A 22,749-nucleotide genomic window follows, 5' to 3' on the forward strand; every position below is an offset into this window, starting at 1 on the left:
TAAAGAAAATATAAAAGGTTGCTTTTACAGCAACCTTTTTGATTTGATATGAATTAATTAAAGTTAGTATGCAAATTTCACAACTTCTGAGATGTTGTTTCCAGAAATCGTTGCCAAAAACATTCCTTTTTGAGAAAGGCTCAAGTCAATTGGATTTCCATTTGCATTTACTTTTAAGGTCTTGACTACTTTTCCTCCAAAATCATAGATTGTAATATCCAGATTTCCTTTTACAGAAGTAAATAATTTCCCGGCTGCAACCTGCGATTTCGTTTTTCCATTAACATCCGAAACTGCCATTGTAGAGAGCGTTGTTGGTCCAACAACTGAAGAATCACCCGATTGTTTAGTTGCACCGTTCTGCTTATCTTTGAAAACAATTCCCACTTTCTGAACTGTTGTGCCGCCAGAGACAATATTATTGGTATTGGTAAATGTTTTTGTATTCAAATCAATAATACCAACATAAGCATTATCAGCTGCGCTCCAATTCATTGTAACATTAGAATTGTTCCAAGAATCATCGTAAGAGATATTTGCAGAATTATCAGCTTGGGTAATCCAAGTATGGACATAAAATGTTGGAACTTCAAACCCCGGATCATAAAATGAATAATCATTAGCTGCGCCATAAGTTAGTTTAAAAACGCCAGCGCTTACAACTTGGGTTGTTAATTGAGCTGATAAAGCCACACCTGCAAGCATAGCAAGTGCTAAAGAATAAAATTTTCTCATAAATGTTAATTTTTAAGGTCTATATAAATCATTCAAAACATTCCTCACAAAAATGTTTTGAAGTATCTGTAAATCTAATATTAATTTTAAGTTAACAGTGAAAAATTTACAATAAGACCTTAAAAATAACATAACTAATTAATAATCAGACTTAAAAATTTTATTTAAACTTCAAAGAAACCCCAAAAAGGAAGTTAATTCCGGCTTGCGAGAAGTAATATGGTCCACTAAAACCGTTGTTGACATACTTGGTATTAGTAAAATTATTTAATAAGAATCTAAAAGTCACTTCTTGTTTCTGCAATGGCAATTTGTAAGACATATTAAAATCCGGGACTAAGTAATCTTTCAATTGATTATCAGCAGTTTCAAGATTATCCAAATATTGTTTACCCACATATTGTGCTGTAACACCCAAATTGAAATTTTTAAATGGCGAATAAACCACATTTCCATTCGCAATGATATTAGGCGAAAAAGAAATATCAGAATCTTTCAAAACAACATCTGTGTCATTTTGAACCGAATTGATTTCCTTAATCTTATTCTGACTCAAAGATAGATTGGCTCCTAACTGAACTTTTTCTGAAAGTCTGCTTTGAGCGGATAATTCAATTCCTAATCTATAACTTTTGTCCACATTTTCACGAATAAACTCGCCTATATTGTTGATTCTACCAGATAAAACCAACTGATTTTGATAATCCATATAATAGGCATTAGCCGTCAACACAACCTTTCCAAATTGCTGTTCCCAACCTGCCTCAAAATCGTGTAAAGTTTCTTCTTTTGTACTCGGATTTGCAAAAAGATCATCTCGGTTTGGTTCACGATGTGCATTGGCGTAAGAAAGGAATACTTTCCCATTTTCGATATTATAATTAATCCCCACTTTCGGATTAAAGAATGTCCATTTCCTATCCAAATCCAAACCTTCCTTATCACCTTGAGTAATTACTTTTGTGTCATAATCAATGTTTCTTAATTGCAAATCTCCAAAGAATTCGAATTGATTTAACTTATAAATTGCTTTTGCAAATCCTGAAATTTCATTTTTCAAAGATCGGTTTCTATAATACTCAAACTCGATAATTTCCGGAATAAAAACGCCTGTTACATTTCCAAAGTGTTTTCCATAATATTGATTGGCAACCGCTCCAATATTCAAATCAAGATTCCCCAATTTTCCATACAAAGTAGAAATCACTCCATAAAAATCGTTATCCAACCATTTTTTTCTGATGAAATCGCCGTATTCTTCTTCAGTTCCATTCACCAATTGATTCGGCAAATTATATCGTGCAAAAGGATCGCCTTGTTTGTAATTTTCATAATAACCTTTTCCTTTGGTATAATGCGCTGTAGTTTCTAATTTCCAATTGTCTGAAAATCTTTGATTCCATAATAACTGATAATGATTTTGTCTGTAATTATCAGTCTCATTATCATAAAAATCTACGATATTTTCCCAATTTGCATCATAGATTGCTCCGGAATAATTGAACTTTGGATCAGTCTCCCAAGTTGCTCTATCAACACCATTCCAAGCTTGATAAGTTTTTTCTTTTCCTCCAAAAGCTAAAAACCTTAACTCCGTATTTTTCTCCTGAAACAAAGCAGAAAAATTATAAGAATGAAGATTGGAAGAAGCTCTGTCAATATACCCATCAGAATGGATATGCGTATATCGTCCCATCACAGACAAACGGTTCTTCCAGAATTTCCCCGAATTGATTTCTGCAGAATATTTGTAAGTATTGAATGAGCCATAAGAGTCATCCGTTTTTACAGAAAAAGCATCTTCCGGATCTTTGGAAATCACATTAACACTTGCTCCAAAAGCAGCTACTCCACTAGTTGAAGTCCCAACACCTCTCTGAATCACAATTTGCGATGCAGAGCTTGTCAAATCCGGAACGTTAACAAAGAAAGTCCCTTGAGATTCTGAATCGTTATAAGGCACACCATTCATCATCACATTGATGCTAGTTCCCGCTGTTCCTCTGATTCTAAAACCCGTATAACCAACACCATTTCCTGCATCGGAAGTTGAAATGACGGACATTTGATTTTTCAAAAGAATCGGCAAATCCTGGCCCAAATTTTTATCTGCCAAATCTTTTTGGACATTAATAATTGCTTTCGCAGTTGGAGTTCTTTTGGTAAATTCTACAGCCTGAATACTCGTAACTTGCGTAGAATCTGTAGTTTGAGAAAAATAAAATGGAGCAATGAACACTCCTAAAAAAATAAATCCTTTCATTCTTTTAAATTTAATTGTTAAAATTTATGAGAATAAAAGGGGCGATTATGGTTATAAATGATTTTTGATGATTGATAAATGATTTTTTATAACGTTATTATTAATCGCTCATCTTTTATCATTCATCATTTATAATGAATGTTTCCCTAAACAGCATTATCTGTTCTAGGTTCATTGGGTATAATCTCAGCTTGTTACAGCACCCCTTAAATTTCTGACTGCGAAATTAGAAAAATTTTAATTAATACGCGTGATTATTTTTATTGATGTAAAAATATTGATTTCCATCTTTGGAAACTTCAAACAGATTAGCCGTTTTCCAGCTTAGATTAGTTTTGATATCATCATAAACAAATGGGATAACCACTTGATTGTTTTTATTAATCACACCAAATTTATTATCCAAGACAGCTACAATCATTGGGTTTTCTTTATCACTATCTAAAACATACAACATCTGATACTGTGGATAGATTTCAAAATCTTTATAGTTTTTATAATCAACATTTTCTTTGCTAACCAAACCATAAAAACCATTCATTACAAAAGCTTTATATTTTGGAGACTCGTACGGCAAAGCGCATTTTCCCAAATCTTCATTTTTATAATGGTAAACTCGCGTTCCTTTTCTATCTATTCTGTAGGAAATTTGATTTTTCTCAACCGTTGCATAATCCGCAGAACCATAAATTCTAACTTTTTTATTGGGAGAATTTAGCAAGTTACAATCTTCGGAAAAGAACATTGCGATGTGATATTCGGCTGGTATTACTACTTTACCAGATTGGTTGACGTAACCTGTTTTCTGATTGATTGTCTGAGGAATAAGCGCAGGAATTGCTGTATCCTTCATTTGAGAATATGTCGCAAGAAAGAAGCCTGTGAGACATAAGCTTAATAATTTTTTCATCGTTGGTTTGTGTGTTAGAAACTTTCGAAAATACCTTTATAATAATCGGTATTTCTGAATAGCGAAAATAATAAAACTATTATTAAAACGACTAAAAAAAACAATTTACTTTTCAAAAAACGATAAGTCCAGCTTGTTTTAGTATAAGTTTTAGAAAATCTTAACACAAATAATAATATCACGAAAGGAATTGCTATCACAAATAAAGGATTATATCGAAAGGCTTTTGAAAATCTGAAATGGAGTAATTCGTGAAAAGCCCTTTGCACCCCACAACCTGCACACTCATATCCCGTTAATTCTTTTAGCGGACATTTTAAAAAATACGGATTTGTTGACGGATCGAAGAAAAAATAAATGGAAATCAAAATCAGGAAAAAGACAAAAACGCCTATCTCTTTTTTTTTACATTTAATTAATTGACTGATTTTCAAAACAATGCAATTTCACCTATTTCTGATCCCAAAATAAAAATTATTATGATAAAAATATAAATAATAGACAAAAGACATCTAATTTATTTTTAATCTAAATTATTCTATTCTTAAAAAAGCACAGAATTTCGTAAATTTGGGCGAATTTAATAAGAAATTAAATTTCATCGATAGAATCAGGAATTTATTTAAATAAAAATCTGAAAACTATCTCACTACACATAGATTTTGTTTCTATATGAGTCTTTCAATAGTAACAAATCTTCTAAATTAAAGAATGAAAAGACTTCTATTATTATGAATTATCAGGATTACATCCAAGAGATTGAAGAAAGAAAAAGCCAAGGGCTTCATCCAAAGCCGATTGATAGCGCTGATTTATTGAGCGAGATCATCTCACAAATCAAAGACACAAATAATGAATACAGAGCAGACTCTCTTAAGTTTTTTATTTATAACACTTTACCGGGTACCACAAGTGCTGCTGGTGTAAAAGCTAAGTTTTTAAAAGAAATTATCTTAGGCGAATCTGCCGTAGAAGAAATCACGCCATCTTACGCATTCGAGTTATTGTCTCATATGAAAGGAGGCCCGTCAATCGGAGTTTTGCTTGATTTGGCTTTAGGAAATGATGAAGCTACAGCAAAACAGGCTGCTGAAGTTCTTAAAACTCAGGTTTACTTGTATGACGCTGATACAGCACGTTTAAAAGAAGCTTACGAATTAGGAAGCAAAATCGCTAAAGATATTTTGGAAAGTTATGCCAAAGCAGAATTTTTCACTAAGCTTCCTGAAGTTCCAGAAGAAATTAAAGTGGTGACTTACATCGCTGCAGAAGGTGATATTTCAACAGATTTATTATCTCCGGGAAATCAGGCACACTCTCGTTCAGACCGTGAATTGCACGGAAAATGTATGATGTCTCCTGCTCAACAGGAAGAAATAAAGGCTTTACAGGCTCAACACCCTGATGCAAGCGTAATGCTGATCGCAGAAAAAGGAACAATGGGAGTTGGTTCTTCCCGTATGTCGGGGGTAAACAACGTTGCACTTTGGACAGGTAAACAGGCAAGTCCTTATGTACCTTTCGTAAACATTGCTCCAATCGTAGCTGGGACAAACGGTATTTCTCCGATCTTCTTAACAACAGTTGACGTAACCGGAGGTATCGGAATCGACCTTCAAAACTGGGTGAAAAAAACCGACGAGAACGGACATCCTGTTCGTAATGAAAATGGAGATATTGTTTTGGAAGAAAAATATTCTGTTGCTACAGGAACTGTTCTTACCATCAATACGAAAGAGAAAAAATTATACAACGGAGAAACTGAATTGAAAGATATTTCAAAATCATTTACTCCACAAAAATTAGAATTTATCAGAGCGGGTGGTTCTTATGCCATCGTTTTTGGTAAAAAAATCCAGACGTTTGCTGCTAAAACTTTAGGAATTACTCCTCCAACGGTTTTCGCGCCTTCTAAAGAAATTTCTATTGAAGGACAAGGTTTGACTGCGGTTGAAAAAATCTTCAACAGAAATGCAGTGGGTGTTACTGAAGGTAAATTATTACACGCTGGTTCTGATGTTAGAGTTGAAGTTAATATCGTTGGATCTCAGGATACGACTGGTTTAATGACTGCTCAGGAATTGGAATCGATGGCTGCAACGGTAATTTCTCCCATCGTAGACGGAGCTTATCAGTCAGGATGTCATACGGCTTCGGTTTGGGATAAAAAAGCTCAGGCTAATATTCCTAAATTAATGAAATTTATGAACGATTTCGGGGTAATCACAGCTCGTGACCCGAAAGGTGAATATCACGCAATGACAGACGTTATTCACAAAGTTCTTAACGATATTACGGTTGACGAATGGGCCATCATCATCGGAGGTGACTCTCACACAAGAATGTCTAAAGGGGTTGCTTTCGGAGCTGATTCAGGAACAGTAGCTTTGGCTTTGGCAACAGGTGAAGCATCAATGCCGATTCCTGAATCTGTAAAAGTGACTTTCAAAGGCGAAATGAAGGAGCATATGGATTTCCGTGATGTGGTTCACGCAACTCAGGCTCAGATGTTGAAGCAATTCGACGGAGAAAACGTTTTCCAAGGAAGAATTATTGAGGTTCACATCGGAACTCTTCCGGCTGACCAGGCATTTACATTCACAGACTGGACTGCAGAAATGAAAGCTAAAGCTTCTATCTGTATTTCTGAAGACGATACTTTGATCCAATCATTGGAAATTGCGAAAAGCAGAATCCAGATTATGATTGACAAAGGAATGGATAACAAAAACCACGTTCTTCAAGGTTTAATTAACAAAGCAAACAAGAGAATCGAGGAAATCAGAACTGGTGACAAACCTGCCTTGACTCCGGATGCTAATGCAAAATATTATGCTGAAGTTGTTGTAGACCTTGACGTAATCGTTGAGCCAATGATTGCTGACCCGGATGTAAACAACGAAGATGTTTCTAAAAGATATACGCACGATACCATCAGAGACCTTACTTTCTACGGAGGTGAGAAAAAAGTTGACCTTGGTTTCGTAGGTTCTTGTATGGTTCACAAAGGTGACTTGAAGATTGTTTCTCAGATGTTGAGAAATCTTGAAAAACAAAATGGTAAAGTAGAATTCCAGGCTCCATTAGTAGTTGCGGCTCCAACTTATAATATCATTGACGAATTAAAGGCTGAAGGCGATTGGGAATTATTAGAGAAATATTCAGGTTTTGAATTCAACGATGCTGCTCCGAAAGGCGAAGCCCGTACACAGTATGAAAATATGATGTACCTTGAGCGTCCTGGTTGTAACCTTTGTATGGGAAATCAGGAAAAAGCTGAAAAAGGAGATACTGTTTTGGCAACTTCTACCCGTCTATTCCAGGGAAGAGTTGTTGAAGATTCTGAACGTAAAAAAGGAGAATCTCTACTGGCTTCGACTCCGGTAGTTGTTTTATCAGCGATCAAAGGAAGAATCCCAAGTATCGAAGAATACAAAGAAGCTGTGGAAGGAATTGATTTAACGACTTTCGTTCCATCGATTAAAGAATTGGTAACTGTTGGTCATTAATCGATTTTGAATTAAAGTCGAAAGACTTTTTAGATATTAAATGGAAGATTTCTTTTGAAGTCTTCCATTTTTTGTTTAGAATCTTTCCATTTAAGACTTTTTAAAATTATTTTAACCTATGTCAATGATAAGATTTTCATTTTTTGCTTAACTTGATAGACATAAAACATTGTGATTATTCAACTTATTAATCCTCTTTTAAAAGCTATAGGAATAGTATTTGATAAATCATTACAGTAAAATTCTCAACTTCAAGCCTTGAATTTTGGGAATTAATTTAACAATAAAAATAAAATCGAGATATGACTTTTGACTTGGATATGATCAAAAAAGTTTATTCTGATTTCGAAACCAGAGTAAACGAAGCAAGAGCTTTTATGGGAAGACCTCTTACTTATTCAGAAAAAATTCTTTGCGCTCACCTTTTTCCATCACAGGTAAAAGAAGCATTTAAAAGAGGAGAATCTTATGTAGATTTTGCTCCGGATAGAGTGGCAATGCAGGATGCGACGGCGCAGATGGCTCTTTTACAATTTATGCAGGCTGGAAAGAAAAAAGTCGCTGTTCCATCAACGGTTCACGCCGATCACTTGATCCAGGCAAGAGTGGGTGCAGCCAAAGATTTGATCGAAGCTGAAAACAAAAATAATGAGGTTTATCAATTCCTACAGTCAGTTTCTAATAAATACGGAATTGGGTTCTGGAAAGCTGGTGCTGGTATCATCCACCAAGTAGTTTTAGAAAATTACGCTTTTCCTGGCGGAATGATGATTGGAACCGACTCTCACACTGTAAATGCCGGCGGACTTGGAATGGTCGCTATCGGAGTTGGTGGTGCTGATGCAGTTGACGTAATGGCTGGAATGGCTTGGGAACTTAAATTCCCTAAAATGATTGGTGTTAAATTAACAGGAAAATTAAATGGTTGGACTGCTCCAAAAGATATTATTTTAAAAGTGGCCGGAATTCTAACCGTGAAAGGCGGAACGGGTGCTATTGTGGAGTATTTTGGAGAAGGTGCAAATTCTCTTTCTTGTACAGGAAAAGGTACAATTTGTAATATGGGTGCGGAAATCGGAGCGACAACTTCCATTTTTGAATACGACCAAAATATGAGCAAATATCTCCGTTCAACTGATAGAGAAGATTTGGCTGATGCGGCTGATGCAATTGCTCATGTGCTGAAAGCAGATCCAGAAGTTCACGCCAATCCGGAAAAATATTATGATGAAGTGATTGAGATCAATCTTGACACTTTAGAGCCTTATCTCAACGGACCTTTCACTCCGGATTTGGCAACACCAATCTCGCAAATGAAAGAAATTGCTGAAAAAAATGGTTGGCCAACAAAAATCGAAGTGGGATTGATTGGTTCTTGTACTAACTCATCCTATGAAGATATCGCAAGAGCAGCTTCTGTGGCAAAACAAGCTAAAGAAAAAAATCTTGAAGTAAAAGCTGAATATACAATCACTCCAGGTTCAGAGCAAGTTAGATTTACGGTAGAAAGAGACGGTTTCCTGAAAACTTTTGACGAAATCGGCGGTAAAGTTTTTGCTAATGCTTGCGGACCTTGTATCGGACAATGGGCTCGTGAAGGGGCTGAGAAACAGGAAAAAAACACAATTGTTCACTCTTTCAACAGAAACTTCTCAAAAAGAGCGGACGGCAATCCGAACACTTATGCTTTCGTAGGTTCACCGGAATTGGTAACTGCGATGGCAATTGCAGGAGATTTGAGATTCAATCCTTTGACAGATAAATTAAAAAATAAAGACGGTGTCGAAGTGATGCTAGATCAGCCAAGCGGAGATGATCTTCCAAGATTAGGATTTGATGTAGAAGATCCTGGTTACATTGCTCCTGCAGAAGATGGTTCTAATGTAGAGGTAATCGTATCTCCAACTTCAGACAGACTTCAGTTATTAGAAGAATTCCCAGCTTGGGATGGACAAAATATCACAGGCGCAAGATTACTCATCAAAGCTTATGGAAAATGTACCACCGATCACATCTCTATGGCCGGGCCCTGGTTGAAATACAGAGGTCATCTTGACAACATTTCCAATAATATGTTAATTGGTGCTGTGAACGCCTTCAATATGGAAACCAACAATGTTAAGAACGAATTGGATGGCCAGTACAAACCAGTTCCTGATTCTGCAAGACAATATAAAGCTGCAGAAATTCCAACGATTGTTGTCGGTGACGAGAATTATGGTGAAGGTTCTTCCAGAGAACACGCGGCAATGGAACCAAGACATCTTGGTGTGAGAGCTGTTCTGGTAAAATCTTTTGCCAGAATCCACGAAACCAATCTTAAGAAACAAGGAATGCTTGGATTAACCTTTGCAGACAAAGAAGATTATGATAAAATCCAGGAAGATGATACAATTAATTTCTTAGATTTAGATCAATTTGCGCCAGGTAAACAACTGACTTTGGAGTTTGTTCACGCTGATGGAACTAAGGACATTGTTAAAACGAACCATACTTATAATGCCGGACAAATTGCATGGTTCAAAGCTGGTTCTGCCCTTAATCTTATTAAAGCAATGGAAAAAGAAAGTTAAAAAAACTTTACTTTACAGATATAAAAAAGTCTCACAATTTGCGAGACTTTTTATTTTATACTTTACTTTCTTCTGTTCGAGGTTCTTCTGGTCTGCAGAATTTGGATTCGAATCTCTGTTTCCACATCTCTTTAAACTTTTCACGCTCTTCTTCGCTGCCACAGAATTGGGTTTCGAATTTCTGCTTCCAGCTTTCTTTCATAGCATCTTGCCCGTCAAAGTGATGTCGACTCCCGAATTTTTTCTTTCCGTTAAATCCTCCGAATAAAATCTTTGATAAGACCAAAATTCCCAGAGATTGCCAATAATTAATCGCTTTCACGCCTAAAATGTCAGGCAAAAGGATGTTCCAAAGCCATTGGAAAAACCAAACAAACAAACCTATCGCTGCAATAATGCAAGGAATAGCTAACCAAAATTTCTTTTTATTTCTGTTCATCTCTTTAATATTAATCGTTCAAATCATCATAAAGACTTTGCAATCTTTTGCGCAGATGTTTTACTGCGTATGATTTTCTACTAATGATTGTTTTTATGTTTTCGCCTTCTTCGTCAGCAATTTCTTGTAGCGTTTTATCTTCCAATTCATTTTGGATATAAACCCGTTTTTGTTTTTCCGGTAGTTCGTCCAAAGCTTTCATCAACTCATTCCAGAACATCTCTTTGAAAACACCTAGTTCCGGACTATTACTATCATCAGCCAAAAGAATATCTTTTACATTCAGTTCGCCATCCTCATCCTGATAGACAAAATCTTCAAGAGATTCGCTTTTCTTTTTTCTGTAGCTGTCGATGATTTTGTTTCTGGTAACCGAATACAACCAGGCACCAACATTTTCCAACTCGTTCAAGTTAGTCAATCGGCTGGTCTGAAACCAAACTTCCTGCAGAATATCTTCCGCATCTTCTGTCTTTGCCACTTTAGAGTTAATAAAGCGCAAGAGCTGGGAACCGTAATTTTTTACGACTTCCGTAATCGATGCAGATTTTTTTTCGGCCATTTGCTGTAAAGATAGCGACTCCATATGAATATGACGACGCTGATTTTTTTTTACTTTAAAAATTTTTATTTTTTTCTAAAGTATCATTAAAATATTGAATTACATGCAGCCCGGCTTGAGCGGAAATCCTTTTTATTTTTTTGAAAAAAAATAAAAAGATTGACTTCGTCGAACCACTCCGTTAGGTTTGGGAGCGAAAGATGGAAATAGCTGCCCAAATAAATTACATCAAAGGCAACCTCATCAATTCGTGTTTTCCGAAGATGATGGAATTGGCTGGAACGTTTCTGGAAATAACGCAATTTGCACCAATAATACAGTTATCGCCAATTGTTACGCCTTTGAGAACAGTAACATTACTATAGATTTTCACATTTTTACCAATGATGATTGGTGCTGTATTGAATTTGTTTTTGTGCCAAACGTATTCTGGTTTTGTATCGAAAGCGTGGTCGTGATCATAGAATTTGCAGCCTTCAGCAATACATGTATCATCGCCCAATTCTATTTTATCTAGACAATTGATGGAAATATAATGACTGAGATCTACATTATTTCCGAAAATCAATGTTCCTCCGTTTCTTATTCTAATGGCATTATGATCTCTCCAAATAACATTTGTTCCAATCTTGAATTTGGCATTATCATCCAGCTCAAAAGTAGTCGCCTTTCCTATTTTAAGATCTGAATGAAGCGTGACTCCGGAATGCGAGTTTAGAATACTGTAGGAATATAGCTTCTCGATTTTCGCAATCGTTTTTGGAATGATATTCAATGCTTTATATATTAAATTGATCATCGTTTTGTGTTTTTATAATGTTCCGGAATCTACAAAAATTTCTTGTCCAGTAATCGATTTTGCTTTTTCACTTGCTAGAAACAAAACGGTTTCTGCCACAGACTGCATATCGGTTTCTTTTTTCAATGCGGTTCTTTTGAAGATTCTATTTTTGTGATCCTGAGTCAGTTTGGCATTCATTGCGGTTTCCATATAACCAGGAACAACGATGTTGGAACGGATCCCTCGTTCGCCCCATTCTCTGGAAATATTTTTGGAAAAAGACTGCAAAGCACCCTTGGAAGCCGCATACATTGACAAACCTTTGTAACCTGTATGCGCACTGATCGAAGAAATATGAATGATGCTCCCGGAAACCCGGTTATAAATCATATTTCTGATGGCATATTTTGTCAAAAACATTGGCGAATACAAGTTGACATCGAACATTGTTTTCAAATCTTCGTAATTAAGATTCGTAACAATATCATCATAAGCCATCGCTGCATTGTTAATTAATACGTGAATTGGAATTTGATTTTTGACAAAATCTTTGAAAACTTCTTGTTGGATGTTCTCCGGATTGGATAAATCGAATGTCTTGAAGAAAAAGTTCTCCGGATAGTGTTTTTCAAGATCTTTTAATTCTTCAGATTCGGTTCTGCTGATGCCATAAACCGTATGTCCGTTTTCCAGAAACAATCTGCTGATTTCTAAACCGACACCTCTGGAAACTCCCGTTATCAATGCGTTCATACTATTTTCTTTTTTCCGGTTCTGGTTAATTCTATTTTATCAACAAAAGTTATTTTCCTGGGAATTTTGAAATTTTGAATCTTTCCGTTCAAGAAAAATCTCACCTCTTCTTCCTTCAATTCGGTATTTGGGTGCAGTTCGATTTCGCAACAAATGATATTTCCTAAAACAGCATTGGCTTTTCCATAAACTCTTACATTTCGGATATTGGAATGTTGGGTTAATTCATCTTCAACTTCGTAAGGATTCACTTTGTAACCGCCGACATTGATTAATTCATTTTTTCTGGATGTGAATCGGAATCTCCTTTGCTCATCATCAATCCACTCGATCAAATCGCCAGTGGCATAGAAATCATCAATCAAATTTAGTTGTGTTGTTTTTCCAAATAAATCTTTATGAATATATAATTCATCATCAACTACTTTTATCAATCTAATGTGTTTTTCCGGAACAAAAAACTCATCATTCTGAGAAGAGAACAAAGGTCCTGTTTCCGTAGAACCATAAACATTGTTGATTCTTGCATTAGTAAAAGCTTTTTCTATTTCCGAAATCAAATAAGCATCAGATTTTTCGCCACCAACAGTAATTTTCTTGACTGAATCAAAAGATTCTTTCAATGGCAAAAGCAATCGATAAAAAGTTGGTGTGGATGAAAGATTCGTGATGCTGTATTTTTTGATCGAATCAATTATAAAATCTTTTGGTGCCAGAAAAACATTAACCAAAAGATTTTGATTCAATATTGCTTGAAAGAAAACTTGTACACCCGCAACGTGAGTCGGATTAAATGCAAACCCCCAAACATCATCTTTTCTTTCATCAGAAACGTTAATCTTTCTGATCAGATTTTTTAAGGGATGCGTGAATTTTCTTGTAAAGCCAGTCGTTCCCGAAGTAAACAATGTGATCTCTGACTGAGAATTTTTAATCGAATTAATCAATTCTTCAACTGACGAGAATTTTTTCGGGTTCTCGATTTTGATTAATTGATTAATCTTTAAATCGTTTGACTGGATCTCTTTTTCAGAAATATCAGAATCCATCAACGCAATATTTTTCTCATTGACCAATGCAAAAATCCAATTGAGAAAAAAAGACTTCAAATCCGGGTAAATGTAGCAATCTGTGTATGAATCAGAAGTGTTGACTTCTGTCAGAATTTCCTCGTAAGACAAAGAAAAATTCTGATCTATTAAGAAAAACATTGAAGTTTTGTATAGATTTCGTTGATTGTATTGACCAAACCATCTTCAAAGATGTCAACCCCGAATTCTTCTTCAATTTTTACAGTAAGTTCAGCAAGATCAAAAGAATCGAAATTAAGATTTTCTCTAAGGGTCTGTTCCGGAGTAATTTCCAGAACGGGTTCTTCGAATTTATTCTTTTTGATGGAGTTGATAATTGTCAATAATTTTTCTTGCATCGTTATGTGTTTCTTGCAAAATTAACAATATTTCTGTTTTGTTTACAATTGGAAGAGAAGAAATTTAGAATATTATGGATATAAACTATTATTTTTTAATTTTCAAAAAGAATTCGGATTTGTAAGTTTCTCCGATTGGGATTTCGATTTCGGAATTTATAGAGACATTTTTTACATCCATTTTCTCGATTTTATCAATGTTGATGATAAAAGATTTATGAACTCTTGCAAAATTCTCAGGCAGTTGATTTTCCAGAGATTTCAAAGTCTCAAGAACGATGTATTCCTGATTTTCAGTTTTGATATTGACATAATCTTTGATACTTTCTATAAAAAGAATGTCACTGAAATTGACTTTATATTGCTGTCCCGAAGATTTCACAAAGAAATAAGAATCCAGCGAATCTTGACTGACAGCAAAACGTTCTTGCGCTTTCAAAGCACTTTTTTCAAAACGTCCAAAAGAAATTGGTTTTAGAAGATAATCAACAACATTATGTTCGTAGCCTTCCATAGCATATTCTGCGTAAGCTGTTGTAAGAATATATTTCAGCTTATTGCCGACGATTTTCATAAAATTGATTCCCGTGAGTTCCGGCATTTGAATATCCAAAAAAATCAAATCAGCTTCGTTTTTCTGAATATACTCTAAAGCTTCAATCGGATTTTCTGTAGAAAAAACTAAATCCAGAAAGGGCATTTTCTCCACATAACTTCCTAACAAAGAAACTGCGAGCGGCTCGTCATCAACAACAATACATTTAATTTTATTCATTTCTCAAATCAATTCTTAAATCTACGGTAAAATCGGTTTCAGTTTCGATAATATTCAGTTCGTGTTTTTTTGGATAAAGAATTTCCAGTCTTTTTTTCACATTCCCAATTCCAATTCCTGAAAGTGAATCTTTGGAACGTTGTTTTTTAAAATTATAAAGATGAAAATGAAGTTTTTGATTCTCATCAGAAATTTTCAAAGTAAATCCTTTTCCTGAAAAATCACCGTGTTTGAAAGCATTCTCTACAAAAGGAACGAGAAGCATTGGCGAAATATTAAGATTCGGAAAATTGATTTTCTTCTCAATGATTAATAATTCCGGATTTTTAATCCTCAATTTTTCAAGCTCAATCAGACTTTCAAGATAACCTATTTCTTTTTCCAATGAAATAAAGTCTCTTTCTAAATCTTTCGTACTGTATCTCAGCAATTGGCTTAATTCTTCAATTGCAGGTAAAGATTTATCTGACTTCTGATAAACTAAAGAGTAAATATTATTCAAAGTGTTGAAGATAAAATGAGGATTGATTTGCGTCTTCAAAGCCTGAAGCTCTGAATTCTTTTTTTCTTCTATCAATTGTCTCTTTTCAACTTCTGCATCAGACATTAATTTAAACAAACAAAAAACCGTGCTTATAAAAATCGTGGTACTGCTGTAATAGATATTATCATAAAAATAAAAACTCAAAGATGTTTTCTCATTGTAATTCCTGATCCCAAAAAAATAAGGCGAGAAAATCTCTTCCACACAATAGCGAATCAATACAAAACAAAAAACACTTAAAAGAAAAGCAAGCAGTGTTTTGGAGAGATTTTGAATATTGAAGAACTTCGGAATTACAAAGAAATAATTGATGTAAAAACATATAAAACTTGTAATAGCAAAGGTTATTTTAAAATAATCGGCATCTGCTCCGAATACTAAATAAGGAAATATAAAAGTTCCGAGAATGTAAATACACCAATAAAATATATGAAGAAATAAAAGCTGTTGTTTTTTCATCGTAGTTCTTTGTGATTAATTAGAATCGGTTTATTAGACGAATAATGCAAATGTATAGAAACCATTTCCGCATTTTTATTTTTTAAAATCAAGTTACTTTTTTTAGGCAATCTGTAAGTAAACTCAGAATTAGCCGATATACTTTTCTGCATTTTCAGTTCAGAAACCATTTCTACTTCTTTATCTGATATATTTTTAATGGATAAAGTTGCAGGCGATTTTACTTTATTAATAATGATGCTATCACCGGAAGCTATCGTCAGCGTTTTCCAGACATCTACTCTATGATTACCAATACAGGAAACCGTAGATATTAAAATTAGAATGAGTATTAATTTTTTCATAGCTCAAAAGTAATAACAACAAAAAGATTTCGACGGGCAATTTCTATGAATCCCGATTTTTTATCGATGAAAATATTTTGGTCGGATTAAAGCCGGGTCAAATCTAAATGCTATTTCATAAAAAAAGCTTGGAAAATACCTTTGTCTCAACAAAATCAAAAATTATGAAACTAAAATATCTATTTATCGCCAGCTTACTTTCAACAGCAACTTTTGCTCAGAATCAAAAAGACAGTCTTAAAGAAATTGAACAGGTTAATATTCTTGTGAAGAAAAAATTATTGGAGAGAAAAGCTGACAGATTGATCTTCAATGTGGATGCATCAATCGCTTCACAAGGAATGGATGCCGGCGAAACGCTTGCCAATGTTCCAATGTTGAAAGTGGATGAGAATCTCGGAACCATTTCCATCACAGGAAAAAGTAACGTAAATGTGATGATAAACGGAAAAATGCTGAATCTTTCCGGAACTGCTCTTTTGAATTATCTGAAATCGATTCGTTCTGAAAACATTTCTAAAATTGAAGTGATTACAACACCGCCTTCCAAATATGAAGCACAGGGAAACAGTGGACTTATTAATATTATTCTAAAGAAAAATCCGAATCTAGGTTTTAGCGGAAATATCAGCACAGGTTTGACACAGAGGACCTATTTCAACGGAACAAGCAACGGAACTTTGAATTATCAAACCGAAAAGCTTAGTTTAAGTTTAAAAACAAGCTACATTGATGGGGCAAAACGCTCTAATGAAAGATATACTATACTTGGAGAATCCCAGAATTACAGTGAGTCTACACGAAAAGATATGTGGCAGGATTTGATTCCAAGCATTAATGTATCTTACAAAATCAATAAAAACTCAGAAGTTGGAATGGAATATATTTTCGGACATGAAAAATCAGGAATGGATATCTTTAACACAACAAGAAACATCAGTCCTGATTTGAAAGAAAAAAATCTTTTGACCAATACTTTTCACAGGGAAAAATCACCGACTCATACTTTCAGTACTTATTATGATATGAAGTTGGATTCGCTTGGGAAAAAAATAAGTTTTGCAGGTAATTTTTACAAAAATAATAACGATACCGAAGTTAATTTCTCGACTTTGAATCTTCCTGAAAATACAATTCAGGATGTGAAAACTTTGTCAAAAATCACACCTCAGATTTTCTCTGTTCAGGGCGACTTAGAATTGCCATTTAAATTTGGAACGATTGAAACAGGCCTTAAATTCAATCAATTCAGAAACTCTGCAGATTTGAAATACCTTGATTTAAAAGACAGTCAATATATCATCGACGACAAAAAAAGCAGCACCTTTAGATATCAAGAAGAAAATTATGCAGTTTACGCAAGTTTTGCTAAGAATTTTGGTGAACATTGGGAAACGAAAGCGGGAATCCGATATGAACATACGTTTGTAAAAAGCACTGCGAATCAATTCGATTACGGACAATGGTTTCCTTCGGCTTTTGTCTCTTACAAAGAGGATAAAAATGTGTTCAGTCTTTCGTATTCAAGAAGAATTAACCGACCAAGTATGAGCAACTTGAATCCGTTCCGCTGGTACGAAAATCCATATTCTTATTCATCAGGGAATCCTTTATTGACGCCTTCTTACATCAACAATTATGAATTAGGTTATACGTATAACAACAAGTTTTCGACAAGCGTTTATTATCTTAGATTGACTAATGCTTTTGGACAAATCGGTTACTTGAATGGTATTTCTCAAAATGGAGATTATCAGAATTACTATAACAATAATTTTTATGGAGCTAATGTTTCTTACACAGATACTTTCTTCAAATTCTGGGAAGCCACTATTTCTGCAAACGCATCTTATCAAAACTCAGAAGTTTTCAATATCAGTGCGGAAACATCCAAAGGAACTTCGGTAAGTTATTCTATCAACAATACATTCATTTTAAATAAATCAAAAACAGTTTCTCTATTCCTAAACTACGACCAAAGTTTACCTTACAAAAACGTGAATTCTTATTTCCATAATTTCTCCAATCTGAATTCCGGAATCAAGTTTTCTCTAATGGAAAAGCAACTTCAAATCAATGCAACGGTGACGAATATTTTTGCTCAGAGATTCCGTGGAGATATGTATTTCAGAGATAACAGTCAGCATTTCAATAATTATTGGGATGGAAGAAGTTTCCGTTTGAGCGTGAATTATACTTTCGGAAATAAGAAAAAATTCAGTAAGAAGGATATCAAATTTGAAGAAAAAGACAGAGCGAACTAAACTTCATTTGATAAATCTAATTAACATAATGTAACAAATCCTGCAAATCAGTTGTCAATAATAGTATGAAGAAATCAATACTTTTTGCCTCAGCATTATTTAGTACATTATCTTTTGCCCAGACACAGGATACTGTAAAAGTTCAAAACATAGAAACCGTAACGGTGGATGGAAAGAAAAAAATCATCGAAAGAAAAGTGGACCGTTTGGTCTACAATGTTCAGAATTCGATGGTTTCGGAAGGAAGTTCGGGAACAGAGGTTCTTGCAAACACGCCTTTGCTGAAAGTGGATGAAGAACAAGGCTTGCTTGCGATTGCCGGTAAAAGTGGCGTTTCCGTAATGGTAAATGACCGAATGCTAAATCTTTCCGGCGCTGAACTGATGAACTATCTGAAAAATCTGCGTTCGGAAAATATCTCCAAAATCGAGGTTATCACAACGCCACCTGCAAAATATGAAGCTCAGGGAAACAGTGGAATCATCAATATCATTCTGAAAAAAAATCAGAATCTTGGCTGGAGCGGTTACACCAATACCTATTACCAACAATCCACTTATGGAGGTTTTGGCGGCGCGCTTGGTTTGAATTATCAAAACGAGAAACTAAAATCTTCGGTTAAATTTCGAGGTTATGATAGTGAAAAAAGGTCAGTCGAAAATTATAAAATCATTGGAGAAAGTTCCAGCATCAGTCGTGACGACAGACGTGATATGAATGACGGGCTGGGAATGAATGTAAGTTTGGATTATTCTTTGAGTGAAAAAGCCAATGTTGGATTAATCTATGATTTGGCCAAAGGTCATTCTAATATGGACATCAATTCTGTTTCCCGTTATTTCACTAACGATGTCAATACATTGAATACAGATACAAATTCCAAACACCGCTCCACCTCAACTTCTCAAATGCTGAATCTTTATTATGACCAAAAGTTAGGCGAACATAAATTAAGCTTCGGAGCCAATTATTATGGCAATCTTCCGGAAACCAATGTCAATTTTGTGACCACCGATTTGTCTGATCAATCTGACCAAATTGTAAGAAATCTATCTTCTGTAGATTATAAAATCTATTCCGGACAGGGCGATTTGACACTTAATTTCAAAAACATACAATTGGAAACAGGATTGAAATACAGCCAGTTTTCCAATAATTCTGACATAGGTTATTTTAATTTTACTAATAACAATTACGTCATCGACCCAAAAAGAAGTAACCTTTTCAATTATGATGAGAAAAACTATGCAGCCTATATCAGCGCAAGCAAAGATTTCGGAGAAAAATGGTCGGCAAAATTTGGTTTGCGTTATGAATATGCAGAAACAAAAGGTTTCTCTCCGACGACTCAATCCAGTTCAGAAAATAATTATGGGAAGTTATTTCCAACAGCATATATTTCTTACAAAGCGAATGATAATAATCAATTCAGCATCAATTACTCGAGAAGGATAAACAGACCCTACTTCCGAGCTTTGGACCCGTTCCGTTGGTATTCCAACCCGAATAGTTATTATGCTGGAAATCCAAGTCTTCAGCCTTCATTCAATCATAATTTTGAATTCAATTATATTTTCAAAAGTAAGTTTAATGCAAGTTTATATTATGAAAGAAGTCTTGCCAATTTTGACCAGATTACATTCATTGACGGCGTTAGTATTGTAAGCACTTTTCATAATTATTACAATCAGGATACTTATGGTCTTAATCTTAATTATACTGATACGTTTTTCAAGATTTGGGAAACCAATTTATCGACTTCGCTCAGCTACAGTGACACACAGATAACAAAGTACGATGCTATTGCGAGAAACGGACAATCATTCTATTATTCGGCTAACAATACTTTTCAACTGAATAAGGCAAAAACATTTTTTTTCTTTGCTAATTACTGGCAATCTTTACCTTCCAAAGGAGGAAACAATTCTACCAAAAACAGATATAGTGTAAATGCTGGTATCAAAATGAGTCTAATGGAAAAAGCCTTGCAGATGAATCTTTCCGTAAACGATATCTTCAAAACATCTGGTTATAGAGGAAGTGTTTATTTTAAGGATAATATGCAATCTTTTGATAATTATTGGGATGCAAGAAGATTGACTTTCAGTGTGACTTACAATTTTGGAAATCAAAAGGTGAAAGCCAACAACAGAAATGTCAATTTTGAGGAAAAAAACAGAGCTCAATAGTTTATTAATGTAACAAATTAAGTTTTTGACAGTCTAATCCATTACAAACTAAACTATGAAAGTAAAATCTATTCTTCCAATCTCGGCTCTATTTCTAAGTCAAATCTACTTTGCCCAGGAGACTAAAAAAAAAGAAACAGACAACAAGGAAAAACAGATTGAAGCGGTAACAATTACCAAAACTAAAAAAGCTGTTGAACAAAAAGCAGACAGAACTATCTACGATTTTTCTGAACAGCCACATCTTAATTCCGGAAATACATTAGAAGGTTTACAAAAAATCCCTGGGTTGGTAGTTTCCGAGATGGCGGGAATGATTTATCAGGGAAAATCGCTGGATGTTTATATGGACGGACGACCGCTGAATATCTACAGCACGCAACTAACAGCTTATCTGGAAGGACTTCCTGCAAACAGCATCGAGAGAATTGAAATCATTACACAGCCTGGGGCAGAATTTCCTGCAACTTCTGGTGGCGCGATTATCAATATTATCACAAGCAGAAATGCAAAATCGTATTTGTCTGCAACTTATGCCGGAGGTTATCGTTTCAGTAATTATGACCATTACAGAAGTAAGTTCAATAATAGTTTAACACTCAACTCAAAAAATAAATGGTTTGGATGGCAGCTGAATGTCGGACAAAATTATAATGAAAGCGAAACAAAATCCACGATTGACGAAATCTCACGACTTTACAATGATAACGTCAACAGAAATCAATATTTGCGAAGTGCTTTCACATTTGATATCGGACAAGACCGACTGCTTTTGAATTATAATCTTTCGCTAGGTTCTTCTGACCGTTACGTGGACAAGTATTCTCTATTCAACGGCACCGAATCCACCGGCCGAGATATCATTGACCAAAGCAATACACGAAATGAGGTGACGGCGACGTATCAGAAAAAGTTTGACGATAAGAACAAAAAACTGGAATTCAAAGGTTCTTATACTAACTTCATTAATGATTTTGCGCAAGCAAGTCTAATTATAAAACCAGATCCAAATGCTTCGGAAAATGGTTCTAATCAGAATGTTTACAATTTCAGAGTAGATTATGCTCAGCCAATCAAGGTTTTGGATGAAGGAAAATTGAGCTTAGGTGCTTTCTATGACCAATTGGAATTTTCAGCGGATAATTTTGGCGTAGAAAACTTGGATTACAAGAGTAAAACGACAGCTTTTTATTCCGAAGCCAGTGCAACCAAAGGCAAAATGGATTTTGTTTTGGGACTTCGTGGAGAGTATTACAACATCAATGGGACGAGTCTCAATTTTGATAATGGAAATTATGATAACCTGAGACCGTTTGAAAAATTCAAAGTGTTCCCCAATGCGAGTATTCAGTACAACATTATTCCAAAAATCGCTTTCTTTAATATTAATTATAACAAGAAAATCACATTACCGAATGTTGCCAATCTGAATCCAAACAACACAAGGTACGGAAATGAAAACATCGATTTCTCAGGAAACCCAAATCTTCAACCAACGATTTTTGATAATTTCGAGATCAAGTTAAGTGCGTTGAATTATGCATTCATCGGATATAATTTCACCAATGCAAAAAATCAAGTGGTTCAAATCGTGGAGAGAAAAGGCGATGTGATTATTCAAACAAGCGACAATCTTGACCGTTTGAAAACGCATAATTTCAATATCGGATTCCCAATTCCTTTGGCCATTTTCAATACGCCGTTCAAAGACATTATGAAAATGGATATGAATCCTGACCAGGTGAGTTTTATTTTCCTCTATGGTTCTTACCAGTTACAGCAAATGGACCAGATTATCAATCCGAAAGGTTACTGGACATATAATGTTTCCGGACAGTTTATTTTGCCATACAAAGTTAAGTTCAATGCCAATTACACGTATCTTACCAAAGGAAATGAATTCTTTTATTATCCAAACAAATCATTCTATAACACATTGAATTTATCACTGTCAAGGAAATTCAATAAAGACAGAATGACGTTGACCTTGTTTGCTAATGATGTTTTCAATACCAACGAAACAAATCTGAGGACAACTAACGCACTTCCAAACGTGTACATCAGAAATAAAAATGACACGAGAAACTTTGGACTTTCTTTCAATTATAAAATCCCGACGAAAAATAAGTTGGCGAAAGAATCTCCAAACCTGCTTAATCAGGAGAAAAAAGAAGAAACGTCCACTTTATAAAAACTAAAAAAACCGAAAGGAATATTCGG

At 34.8% G+C, this 22,749-nt stretch carries 18 protein-coding genes and 1 riboswitch; of the genes, 5 read left to right on the forward strand and 13 right to left on the reverse strand.

All coding sequences use genetic code 11. The features are described from left to right. Positions 1-63: 63 nt before the first annotated feature. The 4 genes from KI430_RS10805 to KI430_RS18120 form a co-directional block, all read right to left on the reverse strand. On the reverse strand, positions 64-735 hold the full coding sequence (locus KI430_RS10805; protein ID WP_248874680.1) for a T9SS type A sorting domain-containing protein: 672 nt from the start codon (positions 733-735) through the stop codon (positions 64-66). A 160-nt stretch (positions 736-895) separates the two neighbouring features. After that, complete coding sequence (locus tag KI430_RS10810) at positions 896-2,998, reverse strand: TonB-dependent receptor (protein WP_248874682.1); 2,103 nt, start codon at positions 2,996-2,998, stop codon at positions 896-898. A gap of 126 nt (positions 2,999-3,124) precedes the next feature. After that, positions 3,125-3,215: riboswitch (TPP riboswitch) on the reverse strand. A 24-nt stretch (positions 3,216-3,239) separates the two neighbouring features. Then, the gene (locus tag KI430_RS10815; RefSeq protein WP_248874684.1) at positions 3,240-3,908 is read right to left on the reverse strand and encodes a WG repeat-containing protein; all 669 of its coding nucleotides are present in this window, start codon (positions 3,906-3,908) and stop codon (positions 3,240-3,242) included. A gap of 14 nt (positions 3,909-3,922) precedes the next feature. Then, entirely contained in the window at positions 3,923-4,177 is a 255-nt protein-coding gene (locus KI430_RS18120) for a DUF2752 domain-containing protein (RefSeq protein WP_410744676.1), read from the reverse strand. Positions 4,178-4,639: 462 nt separating this feature from the next. Here KI430_RS18120 and KI430_RS10820 point away from each other — a divergent pair, with 462 nt between their 5' ends. After that, positions 4,640-7,417 carry a bifunctional aconitate hydratase 2/2-methylisocitrate dehydratase gene (locus KI430_RS10820; protein WP_410744655.1) on the forward strand — a complete coding sequence of 926 codons (2,778 nt, stop codon included), beginning with the start codon at positions 4,640-4,642 and terminating at the stop codon, positions 7,415-7,417. 302 nt (positions 7,418-7,719) lie between these two features. Further along, the gene (locus KI430_RS10825) at positions 7,720-9,990 is read left to right on the forward strand and encodes an aconitate hydratase (protein ID WP_248874686.1); all 2,271 of its coding nucleotides are present in this window, start codon (positions 7,720-7,722) and stop codon (positions 9,988-9,990) included. A 55-nt stretch (positions 9,991-10,045) separates the two neighbouring features. On the opposite strand, the gene KI430_RS10830 is transcribed toward KI430_RS10825, so the two are convergent. The 9 genes from KI430_RS10830 to KI430_RS10870 form a co-directional block, all read right to left on the reverse strand. Continuing rightward, on the reverse strand, positions 10,046-10,429 hold the full coding sequence (locus tag KI430_RS10830) for a hypothetical protein (RefSeq protein WP_248874688.1): 384 nt from the start codon (positions 10,427-10,429) through the stop codon (positions 10,046-10,048). Between the two features lie 10 nt (positions 10,430-10,439). Beyond that, complete coding sequence (locus KI430_RS10835; protein WP_245799089.1) at positions 10,440-10,991, reverse strand: RNA polymerase sigma factor; 552 nt, start codon at positions 10,989-10,991, stop codon at positions 10,440-10,442. A 223-nt stretch (positions 10,992-11,214) separates the two neighbouring features. After that, entirely contained in the window at positions 11,215-11,790 is a 576-nt protein-coding gene (locus KI430_RS10840) for an acyltransferase (RefSeq protein WP_248874691.1), read from the reverse strand. 12 nt (positions 11,791-11,802) lie between these two features. Next, the gene (locus tag KI430_RS10845; protein WP_248874693.1) at positions 11,803-12,525 is read right to left on the reverse strand and encodes an SDR family oxidoreductase; all 723 of its coding nucleotides are present in this window, start codon (positions 12,523-12,525) and stop codon (positions 11,803-11,805) included. Continuing rightward, positions 12,522-13,736 (reverse strand): ANL family adenylate-forming protein, encoded by a 1,215-nt coding sequence (locus tag KI430_RS10850; protein ID WP_248874695.1) that lies wholly within the window; start codon positions 13,734-13,736, stop codon positions 12,522-12,524. The genes KI430_RS10845 and KI430_RS10850 overlap by 4 nt, the downstream gene beginning before the upstream one ends. Then, complete coding sequence (locus KI430_RS10855; protein ID WP_120212439.1) at positions 13,724-13,954, reverse strand: acyl carrier protein; 231 nt, start codon at positions 13,952-13,954, stop codon at positions 13,724-13,726. Before KI430_RS10855 ends, KI430_RS10850 begins: the two co-directional genes overlap by 13 nt. Positions 13,955-14,042: 88 nt before the next feature. After that, positions 14,043-14,729, reverse strand: coding sequence for a LytR/AlgR family response regulator transcription factor (locus KI430_RS10860; RefSeq protein WP_248874696.1), 687 nt, complete (start codon positions 14,727-14,729; stop codon positions 14,043-14,045). After that, the gene (locus KI430_RS10865) at positions 14,722-15,732 is read right to left on the reverse strand and encodes a sensor histidine kinase (protein WP_248874699.1); all 1,011 of its coding nucleotides are present in this window, start codon (positions 15,730-15,732) and stop codon (positions 14,722-14,724) included. The genes KI430_RS10860 and KI430_RS10865 overlap by 8 nt, the downstream gene beginning before the upstream one ends. Continuing rightward, a complete protein-coding gene (locus KI430_RS10870) occupies positions 15,729-16,076 on the reverse strand; it encodes a hypothetical protein (RefSeq protein WP_248874701.1) in 348 nt (115 codons plus the stop codon). The genes KI430_RS10865 and KI430_RS10870 overlap by 4 nt, the downstream gene beginning before the upstream one ends. A gap of 164 nt (positions 16,077-16,240) precedes the next feature. On the opposite strand from KI430_RS10870, the gene KI430_RS10875 reads away from it, so the two are divergent. From KI430_RS10875 to KI430_RS10885, 3 genes are all read left to right on the forward strand, one after another. Then, positions 16,241-18,340, forward strand: coding sequence for a TonB-dependent receptor domain-containing protein (locus KI430_RS10875; protein WP_248874702.1), 2,100 nt, complete (start codon positions 16,241-16,243; stop codon positions 18,338-18,340). Between the two features lie 65 nt (positions 18,341-18,405). Beyond that, positions 18,406-20,529 (forward strand): outer membrane beta-barrel family protein, encoded by a 2,124-nt coding sequence (locus KI430_RS10880; RefSeq protein ID WP_248874705.1) that lies wholly within the window; start codon positions 18,406-18,408, stop codon positions 20,527-20,529. A gap of 55 nt (positions 20,530-20,584) precedes the next feature. Then, positions 20,585-22,720, forward strand: coding sequence for an outer membrane beta-barrel family protein (locus KI430_RS10885; RefSeq protein ID WP_248874707.1), 2,136 nt, complete (start codon positions 20,585-20,587; stop codon positions 22,718-22,720). Positions 22,721-22,749: the final 29 nt, after the last annotated feature.

Source organism: Epilithonimonas zeae (assembly GCF_023278365.1).
Lineage (GTDB): Bacteria > Bacteroidota > Bacteroidia > Flavobacteriales > Weeksellaceae > Epilithonimonas > Epilithonimonas zeae_A.